Origin of the sequence: Peribacillus frigoritolerans, from assembly GCF_030676415.1 — a bacterium.
Lineage (GTDB): Bacteria > Bacillota > Bacilli > Bacillales > DSM-1321 > Peribacillus > Peribacillus frigoritolerans_A.
Genome location: NZ_JAUUTW010000030.1, coordinates 37,932 through 62,673 on the forward strand (window position 1 = coordinate 37,932; position 24,742 = coordinate 62,673).

The 24,742-nt window shown below is 40.3% G+C and carries 39 protein-coding genes; 35 read left to right on the top strand and 4 right to left on the bottom strand.

Features of this window, described 5'->3' with window-relative positions:
- Positions 1–3 precede the first annotated feature (3 nt).
- From rpsC to rpsI, 28 genes are all read left to right on the top strand, one after another.
- Complete coding sequence (gene rpsC / locus Q8G36_RS22420; protein WP_063235795.1) at positions 4–660, top strand: 30S ribosomal protein S3; 657 nt, start codon at positions 4–6, stop codon at positions 658–660.
- Position 661: 1 nt separating this feature from the next.
- Entirely contained in the window at positions 662–1,096 is a 435-nt protein-coding gene (gene rplP / locus Q8G36_RS22425; protein WP_034305012.1) for a 50S ribosomal protein L16, read from the top strand.
- On the top strand, positions 1,086–1,289 hold the full coding sequence (rpmC, locus tag Q8G36_RS22430; protein WP_034305010.1) for a 50S ribosomal protein L29: 204 nt from the start codon (positions 1,086–1,088) through the stop codon (positions 1,287–1,289). The genes rplP and rpmC overlap by 11 nt, the downstream gene beginning before the upstream one ends.
- A gap of 18 nt (positions 1,290–1,307) precedes the next feature.
- Positions 1,308–1,571, top strand: coding sequence for a 30S ribosomal protein S17 (rpsQ, locus tag Q8G36_RS22435; RefSeq protein ID WP_034305007.1), 264 nt, complete (start codon positions 1,308–1,310; stop codon positions 1,569–1,571).
- Between the two features lie 41 nt (positions 1,572–1,612).
- A complete protein-coding gene (gene rplN / locus Q8G36_RS22440; RefSeq protein WP_034305005.1) occupies positions 1,613–1,981 on the top strand; it encodes a 50S ribosomal protein L14 in 369 nt (122 codons plus the stop codon).
- A gap of 43 nt (positions 1,982–2,024) precedes the next feature.
- Positions 2,025–2,336 carry a 50S ribosomal protein L24 gene (gene rplX / locus Q8G36_RS22445; RefSeq protein WP_034305002.1) on the top strand — a complete coding sequence of 104 codons (312 nt, stop codon included), beginning with the start codon at positions 2,025–2,027 and terminating at the stop codon, positions 2,334–2,336.
- Positions 2,337–2,365: 29 nt separating this feature from the next.
- Entirely contained in the window at positions 2,366–2,905 is a 540-nt protein-coding gene (gene rplE / locus Q8G36_RS22450; protein WP_063235797.1) for a 50S ribosomal protein L5, read from the top strand.
- A gap of 25 nt (positions 2,906–2,930) precedes the next feature.
- Positions 2,931–3,116 carry a type Z 30S ribosomal protein S14 gene (locus Q8G36_RS22455; RefSeq protein WP_034304998.1) on the top strand — a complete coding sequence of 62 codons (186 nt, stop codon included), beginning with the start codon at positions 2,931–2,933 and terminating at the stop codon, positions 3,114–3,116.
- A gap of 30 nt (positions 3,117–3,146) precedes the next feature.
- A complete protein-coding gene (rpsH, locus tag Q8G36_RS22460; protein ID WP_034304995.1) occupies positions 3,147–3,545 on the top strand; it encodes a 30S ribosomal protein S8 in 399 nt (132 codons plus the stop codon).
- Positions 3,546–3,575: 30 nt separating this feature from the next.
- Positions 3,576–4,112, top strand: a complete 537-nt coding sequence (gene rplF / locus Q8G36_RS22465) for a 50S ribosomal protein L6 (RefSeq protein ID WP_251436452.1) — start codon at positions 3,576–3,578, stop codon at positions 4,110–4,112.
- A gap of 32 nt (positions 4,113–4,144) precedes the next feature.
- Positions 4,145–4,507, top strand: coding sequence for a 50S ribosomal protein L18 (gene rplR, locus Q8G36_RS22470; protein ID WP_053349055.1), 363 nt, complete (start codon positions 4,145–4,147; stop codon positions 4,505–4,507).
- 22 nt (positions 4,508–4,529) lie between these two features.
- Complete coding sequence (gene rpsE, locus Q8G36_RS22475; protein WP_034304987.1) at positions 4,530–5,030, top strand: 30S ribosomal protein S5; 501 nt, start codon at positions 4,530–4,532, stop codon at positions 5,028–5,030.
- Between the two features lie 16 nt (positions 5,031–5,046).
- Positions 5,047–5,229, top strand: a complete 183-nt coding sequence (rpmD, locus tag Q8G36_RS22480) for a 50S ribosomal protein L30 (protein ID WP_034304984.1) — start codon at positions 5,047–5,049, stop codon at positions 5,227–5,229.
- A gap of 32 nt (positions 5,230–5,261) precedes the next feature.
- The gene (gene rplO, locus Q8G36_RS22485; RefSeq protein WP_034304982.1) at positions 5,262–5,702 is read left to right on the top strand and encodes a 50S ribosomal protein L15; all 441 of its coding nucleotides are present in this window, start codon (positions 5,262–5,264) and stop codon (positions 5,700–5,702) included.
- Positions 5,702–6,997 carry a preprotein translocase subunit SecY gene (gene secY / locus Q8G36_RS22490; protein ID WP_305161984.1) on the top strand — a complete coding sequence of 432 codons (1,296 nt, stop codon included), beginning with the start codon at positions 5,702–5,704 and terminating at the stop codon, positions 6,995–6,997. Before rplO ends, secY begins: the two co-directional genes overlap by 1 nt.
- A 58-nt stretch (positions 6,998–7,055) precedes the next feature.
- The gene (locus Q8G36_RS22495; RefSeq protein WP_305161985.1) at positions 7,056–7,709 is read left to right on the top strand and encodes an adenylate kinase; all 654 of its coding nucleotides are present in this window, start codon (positions 7,056–7,058) and stop codon (positions 7,707–7,709) included.
- Positions 7,710–8,274: 565 nt separating this feature from the next.
- The gene (gene infA / locus Q8G36_RS22505; RefSeq protein WP_028390440.1) at positions 8,275–8,493 is read left to right on the top strand and encodes a translation initiation factor IF-1; all 219 of its coding nucleotides are present in this window, start codon (positions 8,275–8,277) and stop codon (positions 8,491–8,493) included.
- A gap of 40 nt (positions 8,494–8,533) precedes the next feature.
- On the top strand, positions 8,534–8,647 hold the full coding sequence (gene rpmJ, locus Q8G36_RS22510) for a 50S ribosomal protein L36 (RefSeq protein WP_003156543.1): 114 nt from the start codon (positions 8,534–8,536) through the stop codon (positions 8,645–8,647).
- Positions 8,648–8,669: 22 nt separating this feature from the next.
- The gene (rpsM, locus tag Q8G36_RS22515) at positions 8,670–9,035 is read left to right on the top strand and encodes a 30S ribosomal protein S13 (RefSeq protein ID WP_034304978.1); all 366 of its coding nucleotides are present in this window, start codon (positions 8,670–8,672) and stop codon (positions 9,033–9,035) included.
- A gap of 22 nt (positions 9,036–9,057) precedes the next feature.
- The gene (gene rpsK, locus Q8G36_RS22520) at positions 9,058–9,447 is read left to right on the top strand and encodes a 30S ribosomal protein S11 (RefSeq protein WP_028390438.1); all 390 of its coding nucleotides are present in this window, start codon (positions 9,058–9,060) and stop codon (positions 9,445–9,447) included.
- 177 nt (positions 9,448–9,624) lie between these two features.
- On the top strand, positions 9,625–10,569 hold the full coding sequence (locus Q8G36_RS22525; RefSeq protein WP_034304976.1) for a DNA-directed RNA polymerase subunit alpha: 945 nt from the start codon (positions 9,625–9,627) through the stop codon (positions 10,567–10,569).
- Positions 10,570–10,652: 83 nt separating this feature from the next.
- On the top strand, positions 10,653–11,015 hold the full coding sequence (gene rplQ / locus Q8G36_RS22530) for a 50S ribosomal protein L17 (RefSeq protein WP_034304973.1): 363 nt from the start codon (positions 10,653–10,655) through the stop codon (positions 11,013–11,015).
- 367 nt (positions 11,016–11,382) lie between these two features.
- Complete coding sequence (locus Q8G36_RS22535) at positions 11,383–12,222, top strand: energy-coupling factor ABC transporter ATP-binding protein (protein WP_034304970.1); 840 nt, start codon at positions 11,383–11,385, stop codon at positions 12,220–12,222.
- Positions 12,198–13,064, top strand: coding sequence for an energy-coupling factor ABC transporter ATP-binding protein (locus tag Q8G36_RS22540; protein ID WP_305161986.1), 867 nt, complete (start codon positions 12,198–12,200; stop codon positions 13,062–13,064). Before Q8G36_RS22535 ends, Q8G36_RS22540 begins: the two co-directional genes overlap by 25 nt.
- Entirely contained in the window at positions 13,064–13,861 is a 798-nt protein-coding gene (locus Q8G36_RS22545) for an energy-coupling factor transporter transmembrane component T family protein (protein ID WP_305161987.1), read from the top strand. The genes Q8G36_RS22540 and Q8G36_RS22545 overlap by 1 nt, the downstream gene beginning before the upstream one ends.
- 14 nt (positions 13,862–13,875) lie before the next feature.
- Positions 13,876–14,616 carry a tRNA pseudouridine(38-40) synthase TruA gene (truA, locus tag Q8G36_RS22550; protein ID WP_305161988.1) on the top strand — a complete coding sequence of 247 codons (741 nt, stop codon included), beginning with the start codon at positions 13,876–13,878 and terminating at the stop codon, positions 14,614–14,616.
- Between the two features lie 267 nt (positions 14,617–14,883).
- A complete protein-coding gene (gene rplM, locus Q8G36_RS22555) occupies positions 14,884–15,321 on the top strand; it encodes a 50S ribosomal protein L13 (protein ID WP_034304960.1) in 438 nt (145 codons plus the stop codon).
- Between the two features lie 20 nt (positions 15,322–15,341).
- Positions 15,342–15,734 carry a 30S ribosomal protein S9 gene (gene rpsI, locus Q8G36_RS22560; protein WP_034304957.1) on the top strand — a complete coding sequence of 131 codons (393 nt, stop codon included), beginning with the start codon at positions 15,342–15,344 and terminating at the stop codon, positions 15,732–15,734.
- 183 nt (positions 15,735–15,917) lie between these two features.
- Here the strand turns inward: rpsI and Q8G36_RS22565 are convergent, their stop codons facing one another.
- Positions 15,918–17,270 (bottom strand): DHA2 family efflux MFS transporter permease subunit, encoded by a 1,353-nt coding sequence (locus tag Q8G36_RS22565; protein WP_336622982.1) that lies wholly within the window; start codon positions 17,268–17,270, stop codon positions 15,918–15,920.
- Positions 17,198–17,371: a hypothetical protein gene (locus Q8G36_RS22570; protein ID WP_305161989.1), complete on the bottom strand. Its 174-nt coding sequence runs from the start codon at positions 17,369–17,371 to the stop codon at positions 17,198–17,200. The genes Q8G36_RS22565 and Q8G36_RS22570 overlap by 73 nt, the downstream gene beginning before the upstream one ends.
- A 172-nt stretch (positions 17,372–17,543) precedes the next feature.
- On the opposite strand from Q8G36_RS22570, the gene Q8G36_RS22575 reads away from it, so the two are divergent.
- The 5 genes from Q8G36_RS22575 (at position 17,544) to Q8G36_RS22595 (ending at position 21,807) form a co-directional block, all read left to right on the top strand.
- A complete protein-coding gene (locus Q8G36_RS22575; protein ID WP_305161990.1) occupies positions 17,544–18,092 on the top strand; it encodes a TetR/AcrR family transcriptional regulator in 549 nt (182 codons plus the stop codon).
- Between the two features lie 212 nt (positions 18,093–18,304).
- The gene (locus Q8G36_RS22580) at positions 18,305–18,835 is read left to right on the top strand and encodes an ECF transporter S component (RefSeq protein ID WP_305161991.1); all 531 of its coding nucleotides are present in this window, start codon (positions 18,305–18,307) and stop codon (positions 18,833–18,835) included.
- Between the two features lie 551 nt (positions 18,836–19,386).
- Positions 19,387–19,812, top strand: coding sequence for a DUF2521 family protein (locus Q8G36_RS22585; protein ID WP_305161992.1), 426 nt, complete (start codon positions 19,387–19,389; stop codon positions 19,810–19,812).
- Between the two features lie 83 nt (positions 19,813–19,895).
- Positions 19,896–20,612 carry an N-acetylmuramoyl-L-alanine amidase CwlD gene (gene cwlD, locus Q8G36_RS22590; protein WP_305161993.1) on the top strand — a complete coding sequence of 239 codons (717 nt, stop codon included), beginning with the start codon at positions 19,896–19,898 and terminating at the stop codon, positions 20,610–20,612.
- 136 nt (positions 20,613–20,748) lie between these two features.
- Entirely contained in the window at positions 20,749–21,807 is a 1,059-nt protein-coding gene (locus tag Q8G36_RS22595) for an Mrp/NBP35 family ATP-binding protein (protein ID WP_305161994.1), read from the top strand.
- Between the two features lie 39 nt (positions 21,808–21,846).
- Here Q8G36_RS22595 and gerD read toward each other — a convergent pair whose 3' ends face one another.
- Complete coding sequence (gene gerD / locus Q8G36_RS22600; protein WP_251436424.1) at positions 21,847–22,407, bottom strand: spore germination lipoprotein GerD; 561 nt, start codon at positions 22,405–22,407, stop codon at positions 21,847–21,849.
- A 137-nt stretch (positions 22,408–22,544) separates the two neighbouring features.
- Between gerD and Q8G36_RS22605 the strand changes: the two genes are divergently transcribed.
- Positions 22,545–23,222, top strand: coding sequence for a KinB-signaling pathway activation protein (locus Q8G36_RS22605; protein WP_305161995.1), 678 nt, complete (start codon positions 22,545–22,547; stop codon positions 23,220–23,222).
- A gap of 93 nt (positions 23,223–23,315) precedes the next feature.
- On the opposite strand, the gene pdaB is transcribed toward Q8G36_RS22605, so the two are convergent.
- Positions 23,316–24,068: a polysaccharide deacetylase family sporulation protein PdaB gene (pdaB, locus tag Q8G36_RS22610; protein WP_305161996.1), complete on the bottom strand. Its 753-nt coding sequence runs from the start codon at positions 24,066–24,068 to the stop codon at positions 23,316–23,318.
- Positions 24,069–24,200: 132 nt separating this feature from the next.
- Here pdaB and Q8G36_RS22615 point away from each other — a divergent pair, with 132 nt between their 5' ends.
- Positions 24,201–24,443 (top strand): hypothetical protein, encoded by a 243-nt coding sequence (locus Q8G36_RS22615; RefSeq protein ID WP_305161997.1) that lies wholly within the window; start codon positions 24,201–24,203, stop codon positions 24,441–24,443.
- Positions 24,444–24,742: the final 299 nt, after the last annotated feature.

A 24,742-nucleotide genomic window follows, 5' to 3' on the forward strand; every position in this document is an offset into this window, starting at 1 on the left:
TCTGTGGGTCAAAAGGTAAATCCTATCGGTATGCGTATCGGGATCATCCGTGATTGGGAATCCAAATGGTACGCTGATAAAGACTACGCTACTCTTTTGCATGAAGACATTAAAGTTCGTGAATATATTGCGAAACGCTTAAATGATGCTTCTGTATCCAAGGTTGAAATCGAACGTGCTGCTAACCGCATCAATGTATCTGTTCACACTGCTAAACCAGGAATGGTTATCGGTAAGGGCGGTACTGAAGTCGAAGCACTACGTAAAGCTTTGAACCAGCTGACTGGCAAAAGAGTTCATATCAATATCATTGAAATTAAAAGAGCAGATCTTGACGCAAAATTGGTTGCTGAAAACATCGCTCGTCAATTAGAAAATCGTGTTTCATTCCGTCGTGCTCAAAAACAAGCTATCCAACGTACTATGCGTTCTGGCGCAAAAGGAATCAAAACACAAGTTTCTGGTCGTCTTGGCGGTGCTGATATTGCTCGTGCTGAACATTACAGCGAAGGAACAGTTCCACTTCACACACTTCGTGCTGACATAGATTATGCTCATGCTGAAGCAGATACTACTTACGGTAAGTTAGGCGTGAAAGTTTGGATCTACCGTGGAGAAGTTCTTCCTACTAAGAAGAAATCTGAGGAAGGAGGAAAGTAATATGTTATTGCCAAAACGCGTAAAATACCGTCGTGAACACCGCGGTAAGATGAGAGGGATGGCTAAGGGCGGCACTGAAGTTCATTTCGGAGAATTTGGACTTCAAGCTCAAGAAGCTTCCTGGATCACGAACCGTCAAATCGAAGCAGCTCGTATTGCGATGACTCGTTATATGAAACGTGGAGGAAAAGTTTGGATCAAAATCTTCCCAAGCAAACCTTACACAGCCAAGCCGCTTGAAGTACGGATGGGTTCCGGTAAAGGTGCTCCTGAAGGTTGGGTAGCAGTTGTTAAACCGGGCAAAGTTATGTTTGAAATCTCTGGTGTATCTGAAGAGGTGGCAAGAGAAGCATTGCGCCTTGCAGCACACAAACTTCCAATCAAATGCAAGTTTGTAAAAAGAGAGGAAATTGGTGGTGAAACAAATGAAAGCTAATGAAATCAAAGATCTAACCACTGCTGAAATTGAACAAAAACTAAAATCTCTTAAAGAAGAACTATTTAATCTTCGTTTCCAGTTAGCTACTGGACAACTTGAAAATACAGCTCGCATCCGTGAAGTTCGCAAATCGATTGCTCGTATGAAAACAGTTGTTCGTCAAAGAGAGATCGGTGTCACTAATCGATAATGAATGGAGGTTTGCAGAATGAGCGAACGCAACCAACGCAAAATCTACACTGGACGCGTAGTATCCGACAAAATGGATAAAACAGTTACAGTAGTTGTAGAAACCTATAAAAAGCATTCTTTATACGGTAAACGCGTGAAATACTCTAAAAAGTTAAAAGCTCATGACGAGCTAAACGAAGCTAAAGCAGGCGACGTAGTACGTATCATGGAAACTCGTCCACTTTCAGCTACTAAACGCTTCCGTCTTGTAGAAGTAGTAGAAAAAGCAGTAATCATTTAATATAGTTCGGATTAAGCTAATTCCGAAGGGAGGTACCGTACATGATTCAACAAGAATCTCGTTTAAAAGTCGCTGACAATTCAGGTGCTCGTGAAGTGCTAACAATTAAAGTCCTAGGTGGTTCTGGCCGTAAAACTGCAAACATCGGTGATATCATCGTTTGTACAGTTAAACAGGCAACACCAGGAGGCGTTGTTAAAAAAGGTGAAGTCGTTAAGGCTGTTGTTGTCCGTACAAAACGTGGTATGCGTCGTCCTGACGGTTCTTACATTCGTTTTGATGAAAACGCATGTGTAATTATCCGTGACGATAAGAGCCCACGTGGAACACGTATTTTTGGACCTGTTGCTCGTGAATTACGTGACAATAGTTTCATGAAGATCGTTTCTCTTGCTCCAGAAGTTCTATAATATGTAAAATTTGTATAAAGCCTTTCAAGGAGGTGCCAAGCTAATGCATGTTAAAAAAGGTGACAAAGTCGTAGTCATCTCTGGTAAGGACAAAGGCAAACAAGGAACAATTCTTTCTGCATATCCGAAACAAAATCGTGTGCTTGTTGAAGGAATTAACATCGTGAAAAAGCATTCCAAGCCATCTCAACTTAATCCACAAGGTGGAATTATTAGCAAAGAAGCTGCTATTCACGTATCCAATGTAATGCCACTTGATCCTAAATCAGGTAAACCGACTCGTGTAGGATATAAGATCGAAAATGGTAAAAAAGTACGCGTAGCTAAAATATCAGGTGAATCTTTAGATAAATAAGTCATAAATGAAGGGAGGTACACTAAGCAATGAGCCGCCTTAAAGAAAAATTAAAAAGTGAAATTACACCGTCATTGATGGGTAAATTCAACTATCAATCAGTAATGCAAGTACCAAACATTGAGAAAATCGTTATTAACATGGGTGTGGGTGACGCAGTATCTAACTCGAAAGCTTTAGATACAGCTGTTGAAGAACTTACATTGATCACTGGTCAAAAACCAGTTATAACAAAAGCAAAAAAATCAATCGCAGGCTTCCGTTTGCGTGAAGGTATGCCTATCGGAGCGAAAGTTACATTACGTGGAGAGCGTATGTATCAATTCCTTGATAAGCTAGTATCTGTATCTTTACCGCGTGTACGTGATTTCCGCGGCGTTTCAAAGAAATCCTTTGACGGACGTGGGAACTATACATTAGGTGTTAAAGAACAACTTATCTTCCCTGAGATTGATTACGATAAAGTGAGCAAAGTTCGTGGTATGGACATCGTTATCGTAACGACTGCCAACACTGACGAAGAAGCTCGTGAACTACTTACTCAAGTTGGAATGCCGTTCCAAAAGTAATCTCTAAATAAAGGGAGGCGAAATCGTGGCTAAAAAGTCTATGATCGTAAAGCAAAAACGCGAACAGAAGTTTAAAGTACAAGAATATACACGTTGCGAACGTTGCGGACGTCCACATTCTGTATTACGTAAATTTAAACTTTGTCGTATTTGTTTCCGCGAACTTGCATATAAAGGACAAATTCCTGGCGTTAAAAAAGCTAGCTGGTAAAACCCGAGTTTGGGAAGGAGGTAAAATATAATGGTCATGACAGATCCTATTGCAGATATGCTTACTCGCATCCGTAATGCGAATATGGTTCGTCACGAAAAACTGGAAGTTCCTGCTTCAAAGATCAAAAAGGAAATTGCTGAGATCTTAAAAAGTGAAGGCTTCGTACGTGACTTTGAATTAATCGAAGACAACAAACAAGGTATCATCCGTATCTTCTTAAAATACGGTGCAAACAACGAACGTGTTATCACTGGTCTAAAACGTATCAGCAAACCTGGTTTGCGTGTATATGCAAAAACTGGAGAGGTACCACGCGTTCTTAACGGTTTAGGTATCGCAATTGTTTCTACTTCTCACGGAGTTTTAACAGACAAGGAAGCTCGCTCTAAACAAGTTGGCGGAGAAGTTTTAGCATACGTTTGGTAATACATTTTCACAAGAATGGAGGTGCACATTATGTCTCGTATAGGTAAAAAACCTATTGAAATCCCTGCAGGCGTGACAGTTACTGTTACTGGAAGTGAAGTAACTGTTAAAGGACCTAAAGGTGAATTAACTAGATCATTCAATCCTGACCTTTCAATCGTTGTTGAAGAGAACGTGTTAACTGTTACACGTCCGTCTGACGAGAAGGCTCACCGTTCTTTACACGGTACTACTCGCGCACTTATCTCTAACATGGTTGAAGGTGTATCAACAGGATTCGTAAAATCACTTGAACTTATTGGGGTTGGGTACCGTGCACAAAAGCAAGGTAACAAGCTTGTCCTTAACGTAGGATATTCCCACCCTGTAGAAATAGAGCCAGAAGCTGGCGTTGAAGTCGAAGTTCCTTCTAATACAAAAGTAATCATCAAAGGTGCAAACAAAGAACGTGTAGGAGCTCTAGCAGCTAATATCCGTGATGTTCGCCCACCTGAACCGTATAAAGGTAAAGGTATCCGTTACGAAGGCGAATTCGTTCGTCGTAAAGAAGGTAAAACTGGTAAGTAATGCCGCATAAGTAAACGAAAGGAGTGACGTAAATGATTACGAAGCTTGATAAAAATGCTACTCGTCAGAAAAGACATGCGCGTGTACGTGCTAAGCTTTCTGGAACAGAAGCTCGTCCTCGTTTAAATGTGTTTCGTTCAAACAAACACATTTACGCACAATTAATTGACGATGCAAAAGGCGTAACATTAGCAAGTGCTTCAACTCTTGATAAAGAGATCGGTATCGAAGCTAGTAGCAATGCTGAAGCAGCTCAAAAAGTTGGCGAACTTATTGCGAAACGTGCTGTTGAAAAAGGTTTCAAAGCTGTGGTATTTGACCGCGGTGGTTACCTCTTCCATGGTCGTGTTAAAGCATTGGCTGACGCTGCTCGTGAAAACGGCTTAGAATTTTAATGGATAAGGAGGGACATAACAGATGCGTAGCATTGATCCTAATAAATTAGAACTTGAAGAACGCGTAGTTACAGTAAATCGTGTAGCTAAAGTTGTTAAAGGCGGACGTCGTTTCCGTTTCACTGCACTAGTTGTTGTTGGTGATAAAAATGGTCATGTTGGATTTGGTACTGGTAAAGCTCAAGAAGTTCCGGATGCTATCCGTAAAGCTATTGAGGATGCTAAGAAAAATCTAATTACTGTACCAATGGTTGGTACTACTATTCCTCACCTTGTGAACGGTCGCTATGGCGCAGGTCACATTCTATTGAAACCAGCTTCTGAAGGTACAGGAGTAATTGCTGGTGGTCCTGTTCGTGCGGTACTTGAATTAGGCGGAGTTAGCGATATCTTGTCTAAATCACTAGGTACTAATACACCTATTAATATGGTTCGCGCAACAATTGAAGGATTGAAGCAATTGAAACGTGCTGAAGACGTAGCTAAGTTACGTGGAAAATCAGTACAAGAACTGTTAGGATAAGGAGGGAAATCGAATTATGGCTAATAAATTAGAAATCACCCTCACTCGCAGCTTGATTGGTCGTCCTGAAGATCAACGTGTTACAGTTAACACTTTGGGTTTACGCAAAATGCATCAAACGGTTGTTCAAGAAGATAACCCTGCGATTCGCGGTATGATTACCAAAGTTGCTCATCTTGTTACTGTAAAAGAACAATAAAATAATTTTTAACTTAACAAGGAGGTGCCAACATGAAACTTCATGAGTTAAAAGCTGCAGAAGGTTCTCGTAAAGAACGTAAACGTAAAGGTCGCGGTATTGGATCTGGTAACGGTAAAACAGCAGGTAAAGGACACAAAGGTCAAAACGCTCGCTCCGGCGGCGGTGTGCGTCTTGGATTTGAAGGGGGACAAACTCCTCTATTCAGACGTTTACCTAAACGTGGATTTACCAACATCAACCGTAAAGACTATGCTATCGTGAACCTTGATACGTTAAATCTTTTCGAAGACGGTACTGAAGTAACACCAGCTCTTTTACTTGAGACTGGGGTTGTAAGTAAAGAAAAAGCAGGAATCAAAATTCTTGCCAAAGGAAGCATTGAGAAAAAGCTTACTGTTAAAGCTCACAAATTCTCGTCTACTGCTAAAGAAGCTATCGAAGCTGCTGGCGGTAATACAGAGGTGATCTAATGTTTCGCACGATCTCCAATTTTATGCGCGTGGGTGAAATAAGGAATAAGATTATTTTTACCCTTCTAATGTTAATCGTCTATCGCATCGGTACATTTATACCTGTACCGCATGTGAATGCCGATTTTCTCGCTGAACAGGACCAGCTGAGCGTCATCGGCCTTTTAAATACCTTTGGCGGCGGAGCACTGCAAAACTTTTCCATATTAGCGATGGGTATCATGCCGTACATCACGGCATCCATCATCGTTCAGCTGTTACAGATGGATGTTGTTCCTAAGTTCGCTGAATGGTCTAAACAAGGAGAAGCAGGGCGCCGTAAATTAGCTCAATTCACTCGTTACTTCACTATTATCCTAGGATTTATCCAAGCAATTGGTATGTCTTATGGGTTCAATAATATGTCAGGTGGCCAGTTGATTGAAAATCCTGGAATTGCAACATACTTGCTTATTGCGACTGTCTTAACGGCAGGAACAGCTTTTCTTTTGTGGTTAGGGGAGCTGATCACTGCTAAGGGTGTGGGTAATGGGATTTCCATCATAATCTTTGCTGGTATCGTAGCTAGTTTGCCAAATACGGCAAATCAGATTTACGCCCAACAATTTGAAAATGCCGGTGATCAATTATTCTTACGAATCATAACGATTATCCTCATTGTTTTAGCAGTATTAGCAATCGTGGTTGCTGTTATCTTCATTCAGCAGGCATTACGAAAAATTCCTATTCAGTATGCGAAACGTGCTGCGGTAGGTCGTACACAAATGGGTGGCCAGTCTACTCATTTACCATTGAAAGTAAATGCTGCGGGGGTTATTCCGGTAATCTTTGCAATGGCATTTATCATTACTCCCACTACAATCGCTTCTTTCTTTGGAAAGAACAGCGTGACTAGTTGGATATCAACAAATCTTGATTACACCAAGCCAATTGGTATGATCATATATGTTGCTCTTATCATTGCTTTTGCGTATTTTTATGCATTCATTCAGGTTAACCCTGAACAAATGGCTGAGAATTTGAAAAAGCAAGGTGGCTATGTGCCGGGGATTCGTCCAGGTAAGAGTACACAAGAATATTTAACACGTGTTTTATACCGTTTGACGTTTGTAGGCTCTATATTTTTAGCCATCATTGCCGTTTTACCGGTATTTTTCATTAAGCTTGCTGATCTACCTCAATCTGCACAGATTGGTGGTACCAGTTTGCTGATCGTAGTGGGGGTTGCCCTTGATACGATGAAGCAGCTGGAATCACAACTTGTGAAGAGACACTATAAAGGCTTTATAAAGTAATGAGTTTTGGGAACTGCTTGTTCCCTTTACCCATTATAGAGTTTGAGGGGGAAGAAAATTGAATCTAGTTTTAATGGGTCTGCCGGGTGCTGGTAAGGGCACTCAAGCTGAACAAATCGTAGAAAAATATAATATCCCTCATATCTCTACTGGAGATATGTTCCGAACAGCTATCAAAGATGGAACAGAATTAGGTCTAAAGGCGAAATCATTCATGGACAAAGGCGAATTGGTACCTGATGAAGTTACCATTGGCATCGTACGTGAACGTTTAAGCAAGGAAGACTGCCTAAAAGGATTTTTGCTTGATGGATTTCCACGTACTGTGGCACAGGCAGAGGCACTTGAAAGCATTCTTACTGATTTAGATCGCAAAATGAATTTTGTTATTAATATCGATGTTGATAAAAGCATCTTAATGGAAAGATTGACAGGACGTCGTATTTGCAAATCATGTGGTGCGACATACCATCTTGTATTCAATCCTCCTGCTAAAGATGATTTATGCGACCGCTGCGGCGGAGAATTATATCAACGTGCCGACGATAATGCAGAAACGGTTCAAAATCGCTTAGATGTGAATTTGAAACAAACTAAGCCACTTCTTGATTTCTACGGAGACAAAGGTTACTTGGTCAACATTAACGGACAGCAAGATATTAATAAGGTATTTGAAGATATCGATGTGTTGCTTGGTGCTTTACAAAATTAATCATTCGAATTGATTTATGAAATTCATACCATTTTTATAACTTACTAGTTAAACTTGGTGCATTCCTATAATACAAAGGGTATAATGGATTTCGCGAGAGCATTCGCACATTTATTAATCAGGTTCTTGTACTTGGTATTCCCTGAATTGGGCGATTACTTTATAAGTGATCTTCATGGACATATCCGGTCGGCAAAATTGATGAAGAAATGCAGTGACTCTATTGGGATTCCTAAAGAGTCGTGATATAGAGGGTTGAAAGAAGCTATGTCAGGCGTGCGCCTTTCAAACATCTCCCATGCTATTCAAACCTATGTCGAGACTAAGTGCTTCTCTATTTCGAGAGTATGTCGGTCACGGAATCGGTCAAGACTTACATGAGGACCCATAAAATCCTCATTTCGGTCCAACTGATAAAGGTCCTCAGATAAAGCCTGGTTCTACAAAATGGTGAATACTTGATGCAGAATTGTAAGACTTATGAGGATAATTGGACTGTAGTAATGTTGACGGAAAGATGTGCACCTTTAATAGGTTCACGCATAGAGAAGGGAGAATCACTTTAATGGCGAAAGATGATGTAATTGAAGTAGAAGGCACAGTACAAGAGACTTTGCCAAATGCAATGTTTAAGGTAGAATTGGAAAATGGTCATACTGTTTTAGCTCATGTATCCGGTAAAATTCGTATGCACTTTATTCGCATTTTGCCTGGAGATAAAGTTACGGTTGAGCTTTCCCCGTATGATCTAACTCGCGGCAGAATCACATACCGGTTCAAATAATCCGGTTACGCTCCGATCTGTATAAGGAGGTTAGATAGCAATGAAAGTCAGACCATCAGTCAAACCAATCTGCGAAAAGTGTAAAGTTATCCGCAGAAAAGGTAAAGTTATGGTTATTTGCGAAAACCCTAAACATAAACAAAAACAAGGCTAAATAGAAGGAGGTGCACTCAAGCATGGCACGTATTGCTGGAGTAGATATTCCCCGTGACAAACGTATTGTTATCTCATTAACATATATATATGGTATTGGAAAACAAACAGCGATCAAGATTCTTGCAGAAGCAGGTGTTTCTGAAGAAACTCGCGTTCGTGACTTAACGGAAGACGAATTGAACAAAATTCGTGATATCATTGACAAGCTTAAAGTAGAAGGCGACCTTCGTCGTGAAATCTCCCTAAACATCAAACGTTTAATGGAAATCGGTTCTTACCGTGGTTTACGTCACCGTCGTGGTCTTCCTGTTCGCGGTCAAAATACAAAAAACAATGCTCGTACGCGTAAAGGACCTCGTCGTACTGTAGCTAACAAGAAAAAATAATTAGTAAAGGAGGTTACTTTTCATGGCACGTAAAACTAATACACGTAAACGTCGTGTGAAAAAGAATATAGAAACTGGTATTGCACATATTCGTTCAACATTCAATAACACCATCGTTACGATCACTGACTCTCATGGTAATGCTATTTCTTGGTCAAGTGCTGGAGCTCTAGGATTCCGTGGATCTCGTAAATCCACTCCATTCGCTGCACAAATGGCTGCTGAAACAGCTGCTAAAACATCAATTGAACATGGTATGAAAACTCTTGAAGTTACAGTTAAAGGACCTGGTGCTGGACGTGAGGCTGCTATTCGTGCACTTCAAGCTGCTGGCCTAGAAGTAACTGCAATTAAAGATGTAACTCCAGTTCCACATAACGGATGCCGTCCACCAAAACGTCGCCGTGTTTAATTTTTCTGTATAGATTTTGTATTCCTGTCAATAATGGGATATAATACTGAGTTTGCGTTCTTACAGAGGATTAATTTTCAGTTGTTGCGCACAGCGGGAACGTATACATGGGGAATTTCGGTTTAAGTGACTTCGTTTACTTGCCGGGGTTTTGACGTTTTGAAGGAGGGTTTATTGATGATCGAAATAGAAAAACCAAAAATCGAAACGGTTGAAATCAACGACGATACCAAATACGGTAAATTCGTCGTAGAGCCACTAGAGCGTGGGTATGGTACTACATTGGGTAACTCCTTACGTCGTATCCTTTTATCCTCACTCCCAGGTGCTGCTGTCACAGCTATACAAATTGATGGAGTGCTACATGAGTTCTCAACAATTGAAGGCGTCGTGGAAGATGTAACATCTATCATTCTTAATGTGAAAAAACTAGCTCTTAAGATTTACTCTGATGAAGAGAAGACGCTGGAAATTGACGTTCAAGGTGACGGAGTCATCACGGCTGCTGATATCACTCATGATAGTGATGTAGAAATTCTTAATCCGGATTTATATATTGCTACAATTGGTAAAAACGGTCATATGCGTATGCGTTTATCTGCACGTCGCGGCCGCGGCTACACTCCTGCTGTTCAAAACAAGAGAGAAGACCAGCCAATTGGTGTAATTCCAATCGATGCTCTTTACACTCCAGTTTCACGCGTATCTTTCCAAGTTGAAAATACACGTGTTGGACAGTTGTCTAACTTTGACAAGTTAACGTTCGATGTTTGGACTGATGGCAGTACTGGTCCGCAAGAAGCGGTAGCACTTGGAGCTAAGATTTTAACAGAGCATTTAAATATCTTTGTCGGTTTAACCGATGAAGCTCAAAATGCTGAAATCATGGTTGAAAAAGAAGAAGATCAAAAAGAAAAAGTTCTTGAGATGACGATCGAAGAATTAGACCTTTCTGTTCGTTCTTACAACTGCTTGAAACGTGCTGGAATCAATACCGTTCAAGAGCTAGCTCATAAAACGGAAGAAGATATGATGAAAGTACGTAATCTAGGTCGTAAATCACTTGAAGAAGTGAAAGCGAAACTAGAAGAATTAGGCTTAGGTCTTCGTAAAGACGACTGATAACATGGCGGAATCAATCCATTATGTTGTGAGCCTTGTTTTAGACACACAATATAGAACTTCAACAAAGGAGGGAATCTCTAATGGGTTACAGAAAGTTAGGACGCACTAGCGCACAACGTAAAGCATTACTTCGTGATTTAGCTACGGATCTTATTATCCATGAGCGCATTGAAACTACTGAAGCACGTGCAAAAGAATTACGTTCTGTAGTAGATAAAATGATCACTCTTGGTAAACGTGGTGACTTGCATGCACGCCGTCAAGCTGCATCATTCATCCGTAACGAAATCGCTGACGCTGAGAATGGCACAGATGCCCTTCAAAAACTATTCAGTGACGTGGCTCCACGTTATGAAGAACGTCAAGGTGGATACACTCGTATCATGAAAGTTGGTCCACGCCGCGGTGACGGTGCACCAGTCGTGGTTATTGAATTAGTTTAATAACAACGATGAAAAAGGGCGGGACAAATGAATATACTCACTTGTTCCATGCCCTTTTTCTTTTTTTAAAATAGAAATTCTGTCATTTAGAAATTCGCATTGAGTGTTACGATGGCTGGCGGAACCTGTTTTATGCAGGGAGCCTTCACGTCTAGCTCAAGCATCCCTTCCCGCTTTTGATAAGCGATTATAAGATAACCTGTTTTTCGTAACAGGCCCGCTGTTAGCTGCTCTTAATTTACCGAAAATTCTTTCGGTGGAAGGGGTGCAGCGTTTTTTTATATTTTCAGAAGGAAAAACTACTATATTTATATCGAGAGAGCAGAGTTTAGATTAGACGAGTGCAGTCGAGGATGAGGAGGGCCACATGGTGAAGAAGCTGGTTTCTTTAAATAATATTGTTTTTAAATATGAGGGTCAGTCTCGAAACGCCTTGGATGATGTTTCTTTTGATATTCATCAGGGGGAGTGGCTTGCGATTGTCGGACATAATGGCTCTGGCAAGTCGACATTAGCGAAGTTACTGAATGGTCTTCAGTTCGCTAACTCAGGTACCATTACGATTAATGATCAACTTTTGACAGAAGAATCCGTTTGGGATGTACGCCAGAAAATTGGCATGGTTTTTCAAAACCCAGATAATCAATTTGTAGGCACTACAGTTCAGGATGATGTGGCTTTTGGTTTAGAAAACGCCGGTGTTTCTCAGCAGGTTATGGTGGAGCGTGTTCATGGTGCGTTAAATAAGGTTAAAATGAATGCCTTTCTTAATCAAGAGCCGCACCATCTATCCGGCGGTCAAAAGCAAAGAGTGGCCATAGCAGGTGTTATAGCCTTGCAGCCAGACATAATCATCTTAGATGAAGCAACCTCCATGCTTGACCCAAGAGGCCGTGAAGAAGTGCTTGAAACAGTTAGGGAATTAAAACAGGAAAACGAGATTACTGTCATATCAATCACCCATGATCTTGAGGAAGCTGCGAAAGCTGATCGAATGATAGTCATGAACCAAGGTCGGTTATATCGTGAAGGATCGCCTCAGGATATTTTTGAGTTAGAGGAAGAATTGATTGCTCTTGGTCTGGATATTCCCTTTTCAGTGAAACTGACCAAAGAGTTACAAAAAAATGGTGTTCGTGTAGTTGATGGGCATTTGACAGAGGAAGAGTTGGTGAAGGATTTATGCGAATTACACTCGATGATGTAGAATACCGCTATCAGGTGAATACTCCTTTTGAACATCTGGCCCTTCATGATGTCAATATTTCAATGGAGCCGGGAGCCTATACCGCAATCATCGGGCATACAGGGTCCGGGAAATCCACGCTACTGCAGCATTTGAATGCTCTTTTAAAACCGACGAAGGGTCGGGTCTTCATTGGGGATCGGACGATTGAGGCCGGACGAAAAGAAAAGGCTTTGCGGCCAATAAGACAAAAGGTCGGAATTGTTTTTCAGTTTCCGGAACATCAGTTATTTGATGAAACGGTTGAAAAGGATATATGTTTCGGACCTATGAATTTTGGCGTGTCTGAAATCGATGCTAAGAAACTGGCCAGGAAAGCCATCGCACAAGTCGGATTGAATGAGGAAATTCTTCAAAAATCTCCATTCGACTTATCCGGCGGACAAATGCGAAGGGTGGCCATCGCTGGGGTGCTTGCCATGGAGCCGGAAGTATTGGTACTTGATGAGCCCACAGCGGGACTGGATCCGCGAGGACGCAAAGAAATCATGGATATGTTTTATGATCTGCATAAAGCAAGGGGCATTTCAACGATTCTGGTGACACATAGCATGGAGGATGCAGCCAAGTACGCGGATGACATCATTATCATGCACAAGGGTACGGTGTTCAAAAAAGGAACCCCCCAGGAAATTTTCTCAGAGCCGGAACAATTAATGGAGCTTGGCCTGGATGTTCCTGATACGGTCCGTTTTCAGCTAAAGCTCCAGAAGGAACTTGGTGTTCGATTTGATCATCCATGTCTTAATATTGGTGATTTAGCGATAGAAATAGATAAGGCTATGAAACGGGGGAACCGCTGATGCTGGATAAAATGATTATCGGGCGTTATGTCCCTGCAAATTCACTGATGCATAAGATGGACCCAAGGGCTAAATTGCTCCTCGTGTTCCTGTTTGTTTGTGTCGTCTTTTTGGCGAATAATGTCGTTTCTTACGGTTTGCTTGCTGTATTCACCATCCTTTTGATCAGTCTTTCCAAAATACCGCTTCGCTATCTTTATAATGGGTTAAAACCAATCTTTTTCTTGATCGTATTTACTTTCCTTCTCCATATATTGTTTACGAAAGAAGGGGAATTGCTTTTTGAATACGGTTGGTTTGAAATCTATGAAGGCGGTCTGATTCAAGGTTTTTTCATATCCGTTAGATTTACTTTACTGATCCTTGTTACGTCACTTTTAACTTTGACGACATCCCCGATATCCATTACTGATGGGATGGAAGAGCTGTTGGGGCCCTTGAAAAAGTGGAAGATGCCTGTACATGAACTGGCATTGATGATGTCCATTGCCCTTCGATTCATTCCAACGCTAATGGAGGAAACGGAAAAAATCATGAAGGCCCAAACTGCAAGGGGTGTTGACTTTTCATCTGGCCCGATAAAGGACAGGGTTAAATCGATTGTACCGCTGCTTGTTCCTTTATTTGTTAGTTCGTTCAAACGGGCAGAGGAATTGGCAACTGCCATGGAATCAAGAGGATACCGTGGCGGGGAAGGCCGCACAAAATATCGCCAATTGAACTGGAAGACGAGCGATAGTCTTTTGATGGTCTCAATAGGCGTTTTAACGGTCATGTTATTTTTATTACGTTCATAATAAGGAAGAGAACTATGCCAAAATATAAATGTGTGATCGCTTATGACGGCACGGATTTTGCTGGTTATCAGGTGCAGCCTGAGAAACGCACCATACAAAGTGAATTCGAGGCAGTCTTGGCCCAAATGCATAAAGGCACAATTATAAAAGTGACTGCTTCAGGCAGGACAGACTCAGGGGTCCATGCAAAGGGGCAGGTACTTCACTTTGAATCGCCCCTTACATTCCCTACTGAAAATTGGGTAAAGGCGTTCAGTGCCCTTCTTCCGACCGATATCATCGTTCTGGAAGTCGATATCGTGCCTGATGATTTTCATGCGAGGTTCCATACGACTGGGAAAGAGTACCGTTATATCATAGCCCGTTCGAAACTACGGGATCCGTTCCAACGAAATTACGCCTATCATTATCCCTACCCATTAGATGGGGAGGCGATGAGGGAAGCAATCTCCTATTTGATAGGGACACATGACTTTACAAGTTTTTGTTCGGCAAAAACGGAAGTGATCGATAAAGTTCGAACCATAAAAGAAATGGATTTTGAAGAGAGCGATGATTTCATGATTTTCCGCTTCGTTGGCGAAGGTTTTTTGTATAATATGGTGCGTATCTTGGTTGGGACGCTCCTGGATGTCGGCAGCGGCAAGATGTCACCCCGTGATATGAGCGGGATTTTGGACAAAAAGGACCGCAGTTTTGCGGGGAAAACAGCACCAGCCCAAGGGTTGTATTTATGGAAAGTATTTTACAAATAAAAATATCTTCGAATTGATACCAGTTTTTTTACAACTGGGAAACGAGTTGAAATCAGTAATGGTGCGGTTTGACGCTATTCTGAACTTTTCATGGAGTTGCAGAGAGTGTTTTATAGACAACTTATCCTAGTGTAACATTCCCTTGACAATGAATCTGGGAGAAGTTAATATAATATGGTATGTATTTTAATCCCACGATAAGCCCCGGAAGTTTATTGTGATTGAAAATAAATATAAAAATTTAAAAAGTTTTTTAGGAGGTTAACCATGCGTACGACATTTATGGCGAAAGCTAATGAAGTAGAACGTAAATGGTATGTGATTGACGCTGAAGGCAAAACTTTGGGTCGCCTTTCTACTGAAGTAGCATCCATCTTACGTGGTAAACATAAACCAACTTTTACACCGAACATTGACACTGGTGATCATGTAATTCTAATCAATGTTGAAAAAATCCATTTGACTGGTAAAAAATTGACTGACAAAATTTATTACCGTCACACTATGCATCCAGGCGGTCTTAAAACTAGAACTGCTCTTGAAATGCGTACAAACTACCCTGAGAGAATGCTTGAACTTGCTATCAAAGGTATGCTTCCAAAGAATTCTCTTGGTCGTCAAATCTACAAAAAATTACACGTATACGCTGGAGCTGAGCACCCACACGCTGCTCAACAACCAGAAGTATACGAATTACGCGGATAATTACTAAGGAGGTTACTATCTTGGCACAAGTTCAATATTATGGTACTGGTCGCCGTAAGAGCTCAGTAGCTCGTGTACGTTTAGTACCAGGCGAAGGTCGCATCGTTATTAACGGTCGTGACATCAATGAATATATTCCTTTCGCAGCATTACGTGAAGTTGTTAACCAACCACTAGTTGCAACGGAAACTACTGGAAATTACGACGTTCTAGTAAACGTTAGCGGTGGTGGATACACTGGTCAAGCTGGAGCAATCCGTCACGGTATCGCTCGTGCATTGCTTCAAGTTGATCCAGAATACCGTCCATCTCTTAAAACTGCTGGTTTACTAACTCGTGACCCACGTATGAAAGAGCGTAAAAAATACGGTCTTAAAGGCGCACGTCGTGCACCTCAGTTCTCAAAACGTTAATTCTATTACCGTTTCGAAGGCTCTCAACCATTTTGGTTGGGAGTCTTTTTTTATGCTTGGAAAAAGATTTGACCATATCATGCTTCATGAACCTTATTCTGTGGTGATGGAATATATTAGAGAAAAAGCATATCTGGGATATCCCAGATATGCTTTATTTTAAAGACTCTATTGTTAACAATTTTAGTTAGGAGATTCACTTTCACTTTTTTTAATTGCGGCTTTTTTCGGCATGAAACATGTAAAAATTAACGCCACAATAGATAAGATCAACATAAAAACATAGGCATCACTTGAGCCAAAGATAGAAGCTAATGCCTCTAGTTGTATAGCTGTAATGTTTTCATTTTGCATTGATAGCTCAGAGGCATGTAAAGTTGCTTGCCTTGTATACACTGTGATGACAACTGCTGTACCAATAGCACCTGACAATTGGCGAATGGTATTATTTACAGCTGAACCATGGGAACCCAATTCTCTTGGTAAAGCATTCAACCCTGCTGTATTTAAAGGCATGGTAATAAAGCTTAATCCAATTCGTAGGATAATGGTACGAACCATTAAATAGATATAGGTTGTGGATTCGTTTATATCTATGACTCCCCACATCGAAACAATGATAAATACTAAACCAGTAATAAAGAGTGGTTTAGCACCGTATTTATCATACATTTTACCAGTGACAGGGGACAAGAAGGCATTAATCACAGCTCCAGGTAATAACAGTAAACCTGCTTCAAATGCTGTAAAACCTCGTCCATTCTGCAAGTAAATTGGTAAAAGAATTAAATCCGCATACATAATCATGGTAATTAGTACATTGATGAAAGATGTTAGAGTGAAAACTTTATACTTAAATACAGATAAATTTAATAATGGATCGCTGGATTTGATTTGACGTAAACAGAATAGAGTCGTCACGATTATTCTGGCGATTATTGTAGTAATGACAACGAGATTATCCCATCCCTTGCTTCCTGCGCTACTAAATCCAAATAAAATGCAGCCAAAACCAATCGTTGATAAAATGACACTTGTGATATCTAATTTTGCTTTTGTTGTCTCTGCAACATTCATTAAATTTTTGAACGCTAGAACAATGACGATTATTATAAATGGGGTTAACCCAATAAATAGCCATCTCCATGAAACATATTCAATGATAAAACCAGATAATGTAGGAGCTATGGCTGGAGCAAAAATCATCGCAAATCCGATTGTCCCCATAACACTTCCACGCTTTTCGCTAGGATATAAATATAAAATAATTGTCATCATTAGAGGCATAATAATCCCGGCACCAATTGCTTGAATCATTCTTCCCGTTAACAGCATGCCAAAATTCACCGCACATGCACAAAGTGCAGATCCGATGAACAAAAAGAACATCGAGCTAATAAACAGCTGCCTTGTTGTAAAATGTTTCATTAAAAAAGCCGTAATCGGCACTAAAACACCGTTTACTAGCATAAATCCTGTTGAAACCATTGTACAGTTGCAGCAGTTACATGAAATACGTCCATTAAACCACTCAATGCAACATTTAATAAAGTCTGATTTAATGTTGATAAAAAACAGCCAGCAATCAGTACAATCAATAAAACTTTTTTATTTTTTTCCGTTATGTCATTTTTCATTCGTAAAACCCCTTTATTTTTGACTTGCATTCTCAACATCGTGTCGATAAAATCGATGGTAACAAAAATATATGTTGCTTACCATGAACAGTTTTCTTGGAAATGTTCACTAATCGACATAGAAATATATGCTGTTGAGAAAGTCAGAGAAAAATCGATAAAGGAGTTAAAAATGTCTATACCTAAAAAAGAAGATCCTCGTACTATTCGGTCAAGAGAAATGTTTAAAAGCGCTGTCATTGCTCTCTTATGCGAGGACCCTGCTATTTCGAATTTAACGGTTCAGAAAATTGCAGCCAAAGCAGGGTTAAATCGGACAACATTTTACCTGCATTATCAGGATATTCAAGATTTACTAACGCAAATCACCGATGAGATTTTAAATGAGCTATCTGATAAAATTTTTGCTTTAATACATGCAAAAGATTTATCAGAAAAACAACAGCTAACTCAATTACTTGATTATTTATATATCCATCGAAATTATTTGCTTATTTTATTTAAAACGAATCAGTTTGAGGAACAATTGTTTTCATTATTAAAGCAATTAGTAGAAATAAGAAGGAAAAATACCAAGGAGGATTTACCTGCTGATTATGTTGATATTGATATTAAAACGGCCTCATTGGTAGGCATTATCATATGGTGGTTAAGAAAGGGGCTTCATTTTAGTTCAGATTATATGGCCAATCAAATTTATTTAATGTACAGAGTGCAATGATGTTGGGGGTGTTTTTTTATGTCCGGAAAAAGATTTGACCACATCTTCAGCATCAGTTCCAAATGAAACGCTCAGCGACGTTGGTGACAGGTATGTTCCATTTGTTTACACATGAGTTTATTTATGTAATACATATTTTTTTGTAAAATCCATATTTATTAAGTTCCTGTTTAGGAGTATGATAATACTTAAAAAAAGAAAGAGGACTTCATATGAATTCAACATACTCACCGATTGAAACAACTAAAACAAAAGCCTTGGTCATCAATGCGCTATTCATTGCATTAACCCTTGTAGCGACAATGTTCATCAATATCAAGCTCCCAATAATGGGTAACGGCGGTCTTATCCACCTGGGTAACGTTCCGCTTTTTATAGCAGCTTTGGTTTATGGCAAAAAAACAGGAGCGATAGCGGGCGCCTTCGGTATGGCCTTCTTCGATCTTTTCTCTGGCTGGGCAGCATGGGCACCGTTTACATTCATCATTGTAGGAGCAATGGGCTTTCTAGCTGGCCTTATATCCGAGAAGGTACCGGGCAAAAGAGAACTTGTATACACTATGGCCGTTGCCGTTGCATTGATTATAAAAATCGTCGGCTACTATTTTGTCGAAGTTATTCTTTATGGTAACTGGATACAGCCATTTGGCTCCATCCCGGGAAACGTGATGCAGGTCGTGATAGCAGGAATAATTGTAGTGCCGCTTGTTGGCCGATTAAAGAAAAGGGCTGGACAGATTTAAAGGGTACAAATTCAGGAAACCATTTCAAACATTACGTTGGGCCTGGAAATTGAACTGCGCACTTAATTTCGAACAGTTAAAAGACATGTTGCCAAGTAAGCGGCATTAAATGTCTTCACCATTATATGTTAAATCAAAGGACATCCATATACAGTGGATGTCCTTTTTATCCCAATAGGTTAAGCCTGAAGCTTGTCATATAGGATGGAAGCTTAAATAGTAGTGATCAAAGTCTTAAGAGACATGCGCAGTGAGCGACCTAAGTCGGCAAGGTCAGCCTCGGGTAGCGGCCTGAGTGACGGGTTGCGGGGGATAATTTCAATTTTCTACTTTTATCATCCGAAATGTGCATTCCACACGTTAACCGATTTCTTATAGAAGATAGCATATTGCATATTGCATATTGACAGGCATTTTTCAATTACCTGCCGAACCTATCCTCATTATTTTTTGCCAATGGAATAAATGAATGGTTCATAATAGAACGCTAAAACTAAATTATGTCTTGGGAAATAATTTTGGGAAATGGGGAATTGCCCCGGAGGTGAATTATGGCTGTGATATTAGGTTTACAGGAGATGCAAAGGGAAAGGCAATTGAAGTTCGAACGTAGATTGCTCAGGGAACTTTCCATCGAGGATATGAAGGGAAGGATTCAGCGTTACTTCGGACAGGATTTAATGGATGTCTTGGAGGAAGGTTACTTTGATGTAGCCATCGAGGCTTATTTATTAGGAGCGAACTATAGTAAGTTTGGCTATTATGGTGAGTCGGAAGAAGATGTAAGGTCCAGGTGCTGGAAGGAAGAGAAGTTTTTGGTCGATACCCTTTTTAACTTTATTTTGTATTGGCGGGAAGTTACAGCGAATAACGCTTTCGATGAAGGTTTGTTTTATTGCTGTGAAGGGTTTGTGGGGGATTGGTGGCTGGACGGCTTTAGGACTGGTGAAAAACGATATAAAATGAAACTGCATTAAGAAGGCAAAAATCCCATTCCTTGTTCTAATTCCATGGTTTGTCCCATACTTTTTAGTAGAGAGATCATGGAAGGGGAACGGTCATGCGCAGAAAGCTTAAATATACAGGAATCGCTATGGGATTGTTTGTCCTTTTTTTAATTTTGACTTTTAAATTTGTTGAAGATGATTCTTGGGACTCCTGGAACCTTCCGTTGGCAGGTAAGGTCATCATTCTTGATGCAGGTCACGGAGGAGTGGACGGCGGGGCAAATGTACAAGAGGTTATGGAAAAGGAAATTGCCCTTTCCGTTTCATTGAAGGTCAGGGATTATTTGCAGGAACAGGGTGCCCTTGTCATCATGACCCGTGAGAAGGATGAGGATTTGGCACAGGGAAATACAAAGGGGATCCGCCAGCGAAAACAGGAGGACTTGCGGAATCGGGTTGAAATGATCAATGATTCGGAAGCGGACTTATTCTTAAGCATTCATTTGAACTCTTTTCCATCAGCGTCATCCAAAGGTGCCCAGACCTTTTATACAAGCAGGTTTGAGGAGAATGAACAGGTGGCAAAATTCATTCAGACTGAAATCATTAGAAACCTGGAAAATACAAGGCGTGATGCAAAAACGATTAATCATGTGTATTTGATGAATTATGCCAAGAAACCGGGAGCGCTTGTGGAAATTGGCTTTCTTTCCAATTCTGAGGAAAGGGAACGCCTTATCAGTGATAAGTATCAAGAAAAGGTTGCCAGTTCGATTTATATGGGTATTTTACGGTACTTTACAGAGGAAAAGCTATCGGATGATGAGTGATGTCGGGTCTTGTAAGGTACAAGGCCTTTTTATCATGGAAAATAATCAGGTTTCGCATGCGGGCAGATAATAAGCTTTCTTTCCCTAATATGTTATACTGAAAGATGGGAAGATAAAATTCAAAGGGGTGCTCGACTTGTTAACAGAAGAGAAAGTACTGAATTTATTAAAGGATCTTAAAGACCCTTTTCTACATAAAAACCTTGAAGAGACAAATGGAATTATAGAAATAAAAATAAAACCTGAAAAGAATCATGTAAGCGTTAAACTTGCGATTGCGAAAACGGGCACTGCCGAGCAAATGCAAATGCAGTCGGAAGTTGTGGACTTGCTGAAAACGAACGGAGCAGAATCGGTAGGCATCCGATTCACGGAACTTTCGGAAGAGGAGTTAGCTAAGCATCGTGAAAGCATTCCTCAAGATGAAGCGGACCATGGTTTGCTTGGACCTAACAGCAAGACACAATTCATCGCGATCGCCAGTGGTAAAGGCGGAGTGGGGAAATCTACGATTTCAGTGAATTTCGCTACTTCACTTGCTCGTTTGGGTAAAAAGGTCGGACTTGTTGACGCCGATATTTATGGATTCAGCGTACCTGATATGATGGGGATAACAAAAAGACCGGTTGTTCGCGGGGAAAAAATCATTCCTGTAGAACGCTTTGGCGTTCAAGTAATCTCAATGGGCTTTTTTGTAGAGGATAACGCGCCAATCATCTGGAGAGGACCGATGCTGGGTAAAATGCTTAACAGTTTCTTTAATGAAGTGGAATGGGGAGACTTGGACTATTTGGTCCTTGACTTACCGCCGGGTACAGGCGATGTTGCTTTGGACGTTCATACGATGCTCCCTTCATGTAAAGAAATCATCGTTACGACGCCGCATCCGACTGCAGCCTTCGTTGCTGCAAGAGCTGGTGCCATGGCCATCAAGACAGAACACGAAGTCATTGGTGTCATAGAAAATATGTCATTCTTCGAAAGTAAAACGACCGGTGAAAAAGAATATGTGTTCGGAAAAGGCGGCGGCGTTAAACTTGCAGAAGAGCTTCGTACAGAAGTTTTAGGTCAACTTCCCCTGCAACAGCCGGATTGGAACGAAGAGGACTTTGCTCCATCCATTTACGCAGCTGACCATAGGCTCGGCAGGATTTACGAAGATATTGCTAAAAAGGTCATTGAAAAATTACAATAATAATAAGGCTGATTCCGATTGGAATCAGCCTTATTTCATTCACTTTTTCTCCTTCTCAACCGCTTTAGTGGCTGCTTTATCCAATCTCTCTTGCATTTTCGCCTGAACGAGAGGACTCTCCATGGTTTCGATGATCAGCTCTTTATAGACCGACCGCATCTCCTTGGTTTTTAATAATTTATTCATTTCTTTTTCCATATCCGGTTCTTTCATTATTTCCATGAGCATTCCACGATACTGAGGATCAGCAGTCAAGTCCTTCAATACCTTTTTATGTTCGTCTTCTAATGCCTTAGCATAAGCGGAAGCAAATTCGGGATCATTAAATGTCTTTTTCCAAAATTCCTTCCCTTTATCTGAAGTGACCATATCTTCAATGGATTTCTTAACGGCATCCGAATCCATAATAAGTTCAGCTTTCGTTTTATCATCAGTAATGATATCCTGGATGGCTTTTTTTCCATCATCTGTCTTCAAGATATCGACGACCATTTTCTTTGTCTCTTCATATTCCATTTTTTCTGCGCCTGCTCCATTTTGAGCACAACCGGAACAAACGAGTAAGAATGACGTGAAAAGCAAAGCAACTCCCACTCTCATACGCAGGGCCCCTTTCATCCTTCTTACTGTTAATATGGTTCCAATCGGCGATATTATTCCTTGGTGGAATAAGTGGATTTTTCCAAATTTGGTTGGTACAATTAAGGAAATGAAATAGAAATTTATGGAGGAAAACAATGAACAGCCGTAATTTAGTTAAATTGTTTTTAACAACATTGCTTATAGGTGGTGTAACGGGCGGAGTTATAGGGTTCTTGGCTCGATGGAGTGAGTTTAAGCCTTATTTTTCTTCTTTTGAAGTCAGTGCCATCTTATCAACTTTTATTTGGTTATTCGGTGTTGGATTAATTTTCAGTGTCATAAGCCAAGCCGGCTTTTTTGCCTATTTAACGATACATCGTTTTGGTCTGGGGATATTTAAAAGCGCTTCCTTATGGAATGCCGTTCAACTTGTACTCATTCTTTTTGTTGTGTTCGATCTTGTTTACCTGCGATATCTTAACTTTGGCTCAGGCGAGGGGATCAGTTCCTACATCGTGTTAGCATTGGTTGTATTGGCCGCAGGGCTTGTTACAGCTTATTTCAAAATGAAACAAACGAATAAACAGTCGTTCATACCGGCCTTATTTTTCATGGTCGTTGTCACGGTTTTGGAGTGGATACCTGTCCTAAGTGCCAATGATGAAAGTTGGCTCTACTTCATGCTGTTTCCATTGCTAGTCTGCAATGCTTATCAATTATTGGTCCTGAGCAAATTGATTGAACGTTCACAAAAGGAATTGGCCAGTAAAAGAGGTAAGGAAACTCCAGCAAAGGGAAAGATGAAAGCTGGTGAACTGGGTAAAGGTGGCTAACCTATATGTAAGTCGGTCCATACATAAGGAAGTCAATACATAAAAACTGCGTACTAAAGGTTCATGGAGACCATTAGTACGCAGTTTTTTCAGTCAGCGGATTTCCTCACTGCTTGCTGATGAATTTGAAATCATCTCTGAAACGTTAACGAAGTTTAAATTTTTTGATTGAAGTTCACTTATTAACTCCGGTAAAGCTTTATTCGTTTGTTTTGCTGAGTCTGAAGCATGTAATAAGATGATATCACCCTTTTGGGCCTTGGTGATGTTCTGAACGATCCGATCCACACCTGGATTGGTCCAATCTTTTGAATCGATGCTCCAATGGACAACGGTATATCCAAATTTCTCGCTAATCTTTAAGAGGCGTTTATCAAAGTGACCGGTGGGGGCGCGTAAAAGTTCTATATTCTTTACATTAAGTTTTTTAAATGCTTCCTGTGCTTTAGAAATATCACGGATGATTTCTTGATCTTCCATTTCGGAATAATCCTTATAATCGTAACCAAGCATGCCGATTTCATATCCTTCTTTCACAATTTCAGCTACTATATCCGGATGACGTTCAGCCCAAGATCCCGAGAGGAAAAAAGTGGCGGATTTAATCTTTTCCCTTTTTAATGTCTCTATTATCGGAGCGGCTTTCTCATCACCCCAGCCAATATTGAACGTGATCGCAACATTCTTTTCCCCTTTATAAACCGCTTTCGGCCCATCTTCTGTAGAAAAAACGGGGGCATGAAGAATGTTTTGTACAAAAAGAAACCAAGCGGTAAAAAGTGCCGTAAGCAAAATTAACGAATAATATTTGATGTTCTTGGCTTGAAGCACCATGAAAAATTTCATTAATCCATCCCCTTGTCCAAAAGACTCTTGTCTTCAAATTTATGCGCGAGGATTATTGTTATGCAAAAAAATCAGTTGAAAATTCATAAAAATGATGGGAATGGGGAAAGCTGTCTGATGGAGGTGTGAACCATGCTCGGTTTATTGATTAATGACAAAGAAAAGATGGAATTGGAGTACCTTTTAAAAAGAGAGATGGATGAAATATTATTCGATTTGCAGGATGACAGAATGGATCACTTAGTCAAAAGGGCAATAAACGAGAAATATAACATCCTTTTCAGGCTGTTTAAAAGGGTGAGCACCGAGGAGGAATGCCTAATGTATATGAGGGGAAAAACGAATGTATCCAAGTGGAATCAGTCTGATATTTAAAAGTGAATTATATTTAAAAAATCTATTGACTATTGGTTTATACGCTGGTATATTATAAAAGTTGCTGCAACATAAAAGCTTTTGAAAAAGAATGAAAAAAACTTTTTTAAAAAAGTTATTGACGAAGCGGTAATAAGATGTTAAGATATTAAAGTCGCTAAGAGAGATGGCGAACAAATTGCTCTTTGAAAACTGAACAAAACAAAGCGCCAACGTTAAATTTTAAGTGAGCACACACTATCAAAAAAGCAAATGAGCAAGTCAAACATTTCTTCGGAGAGTTTGATCCTGGCTCAGGA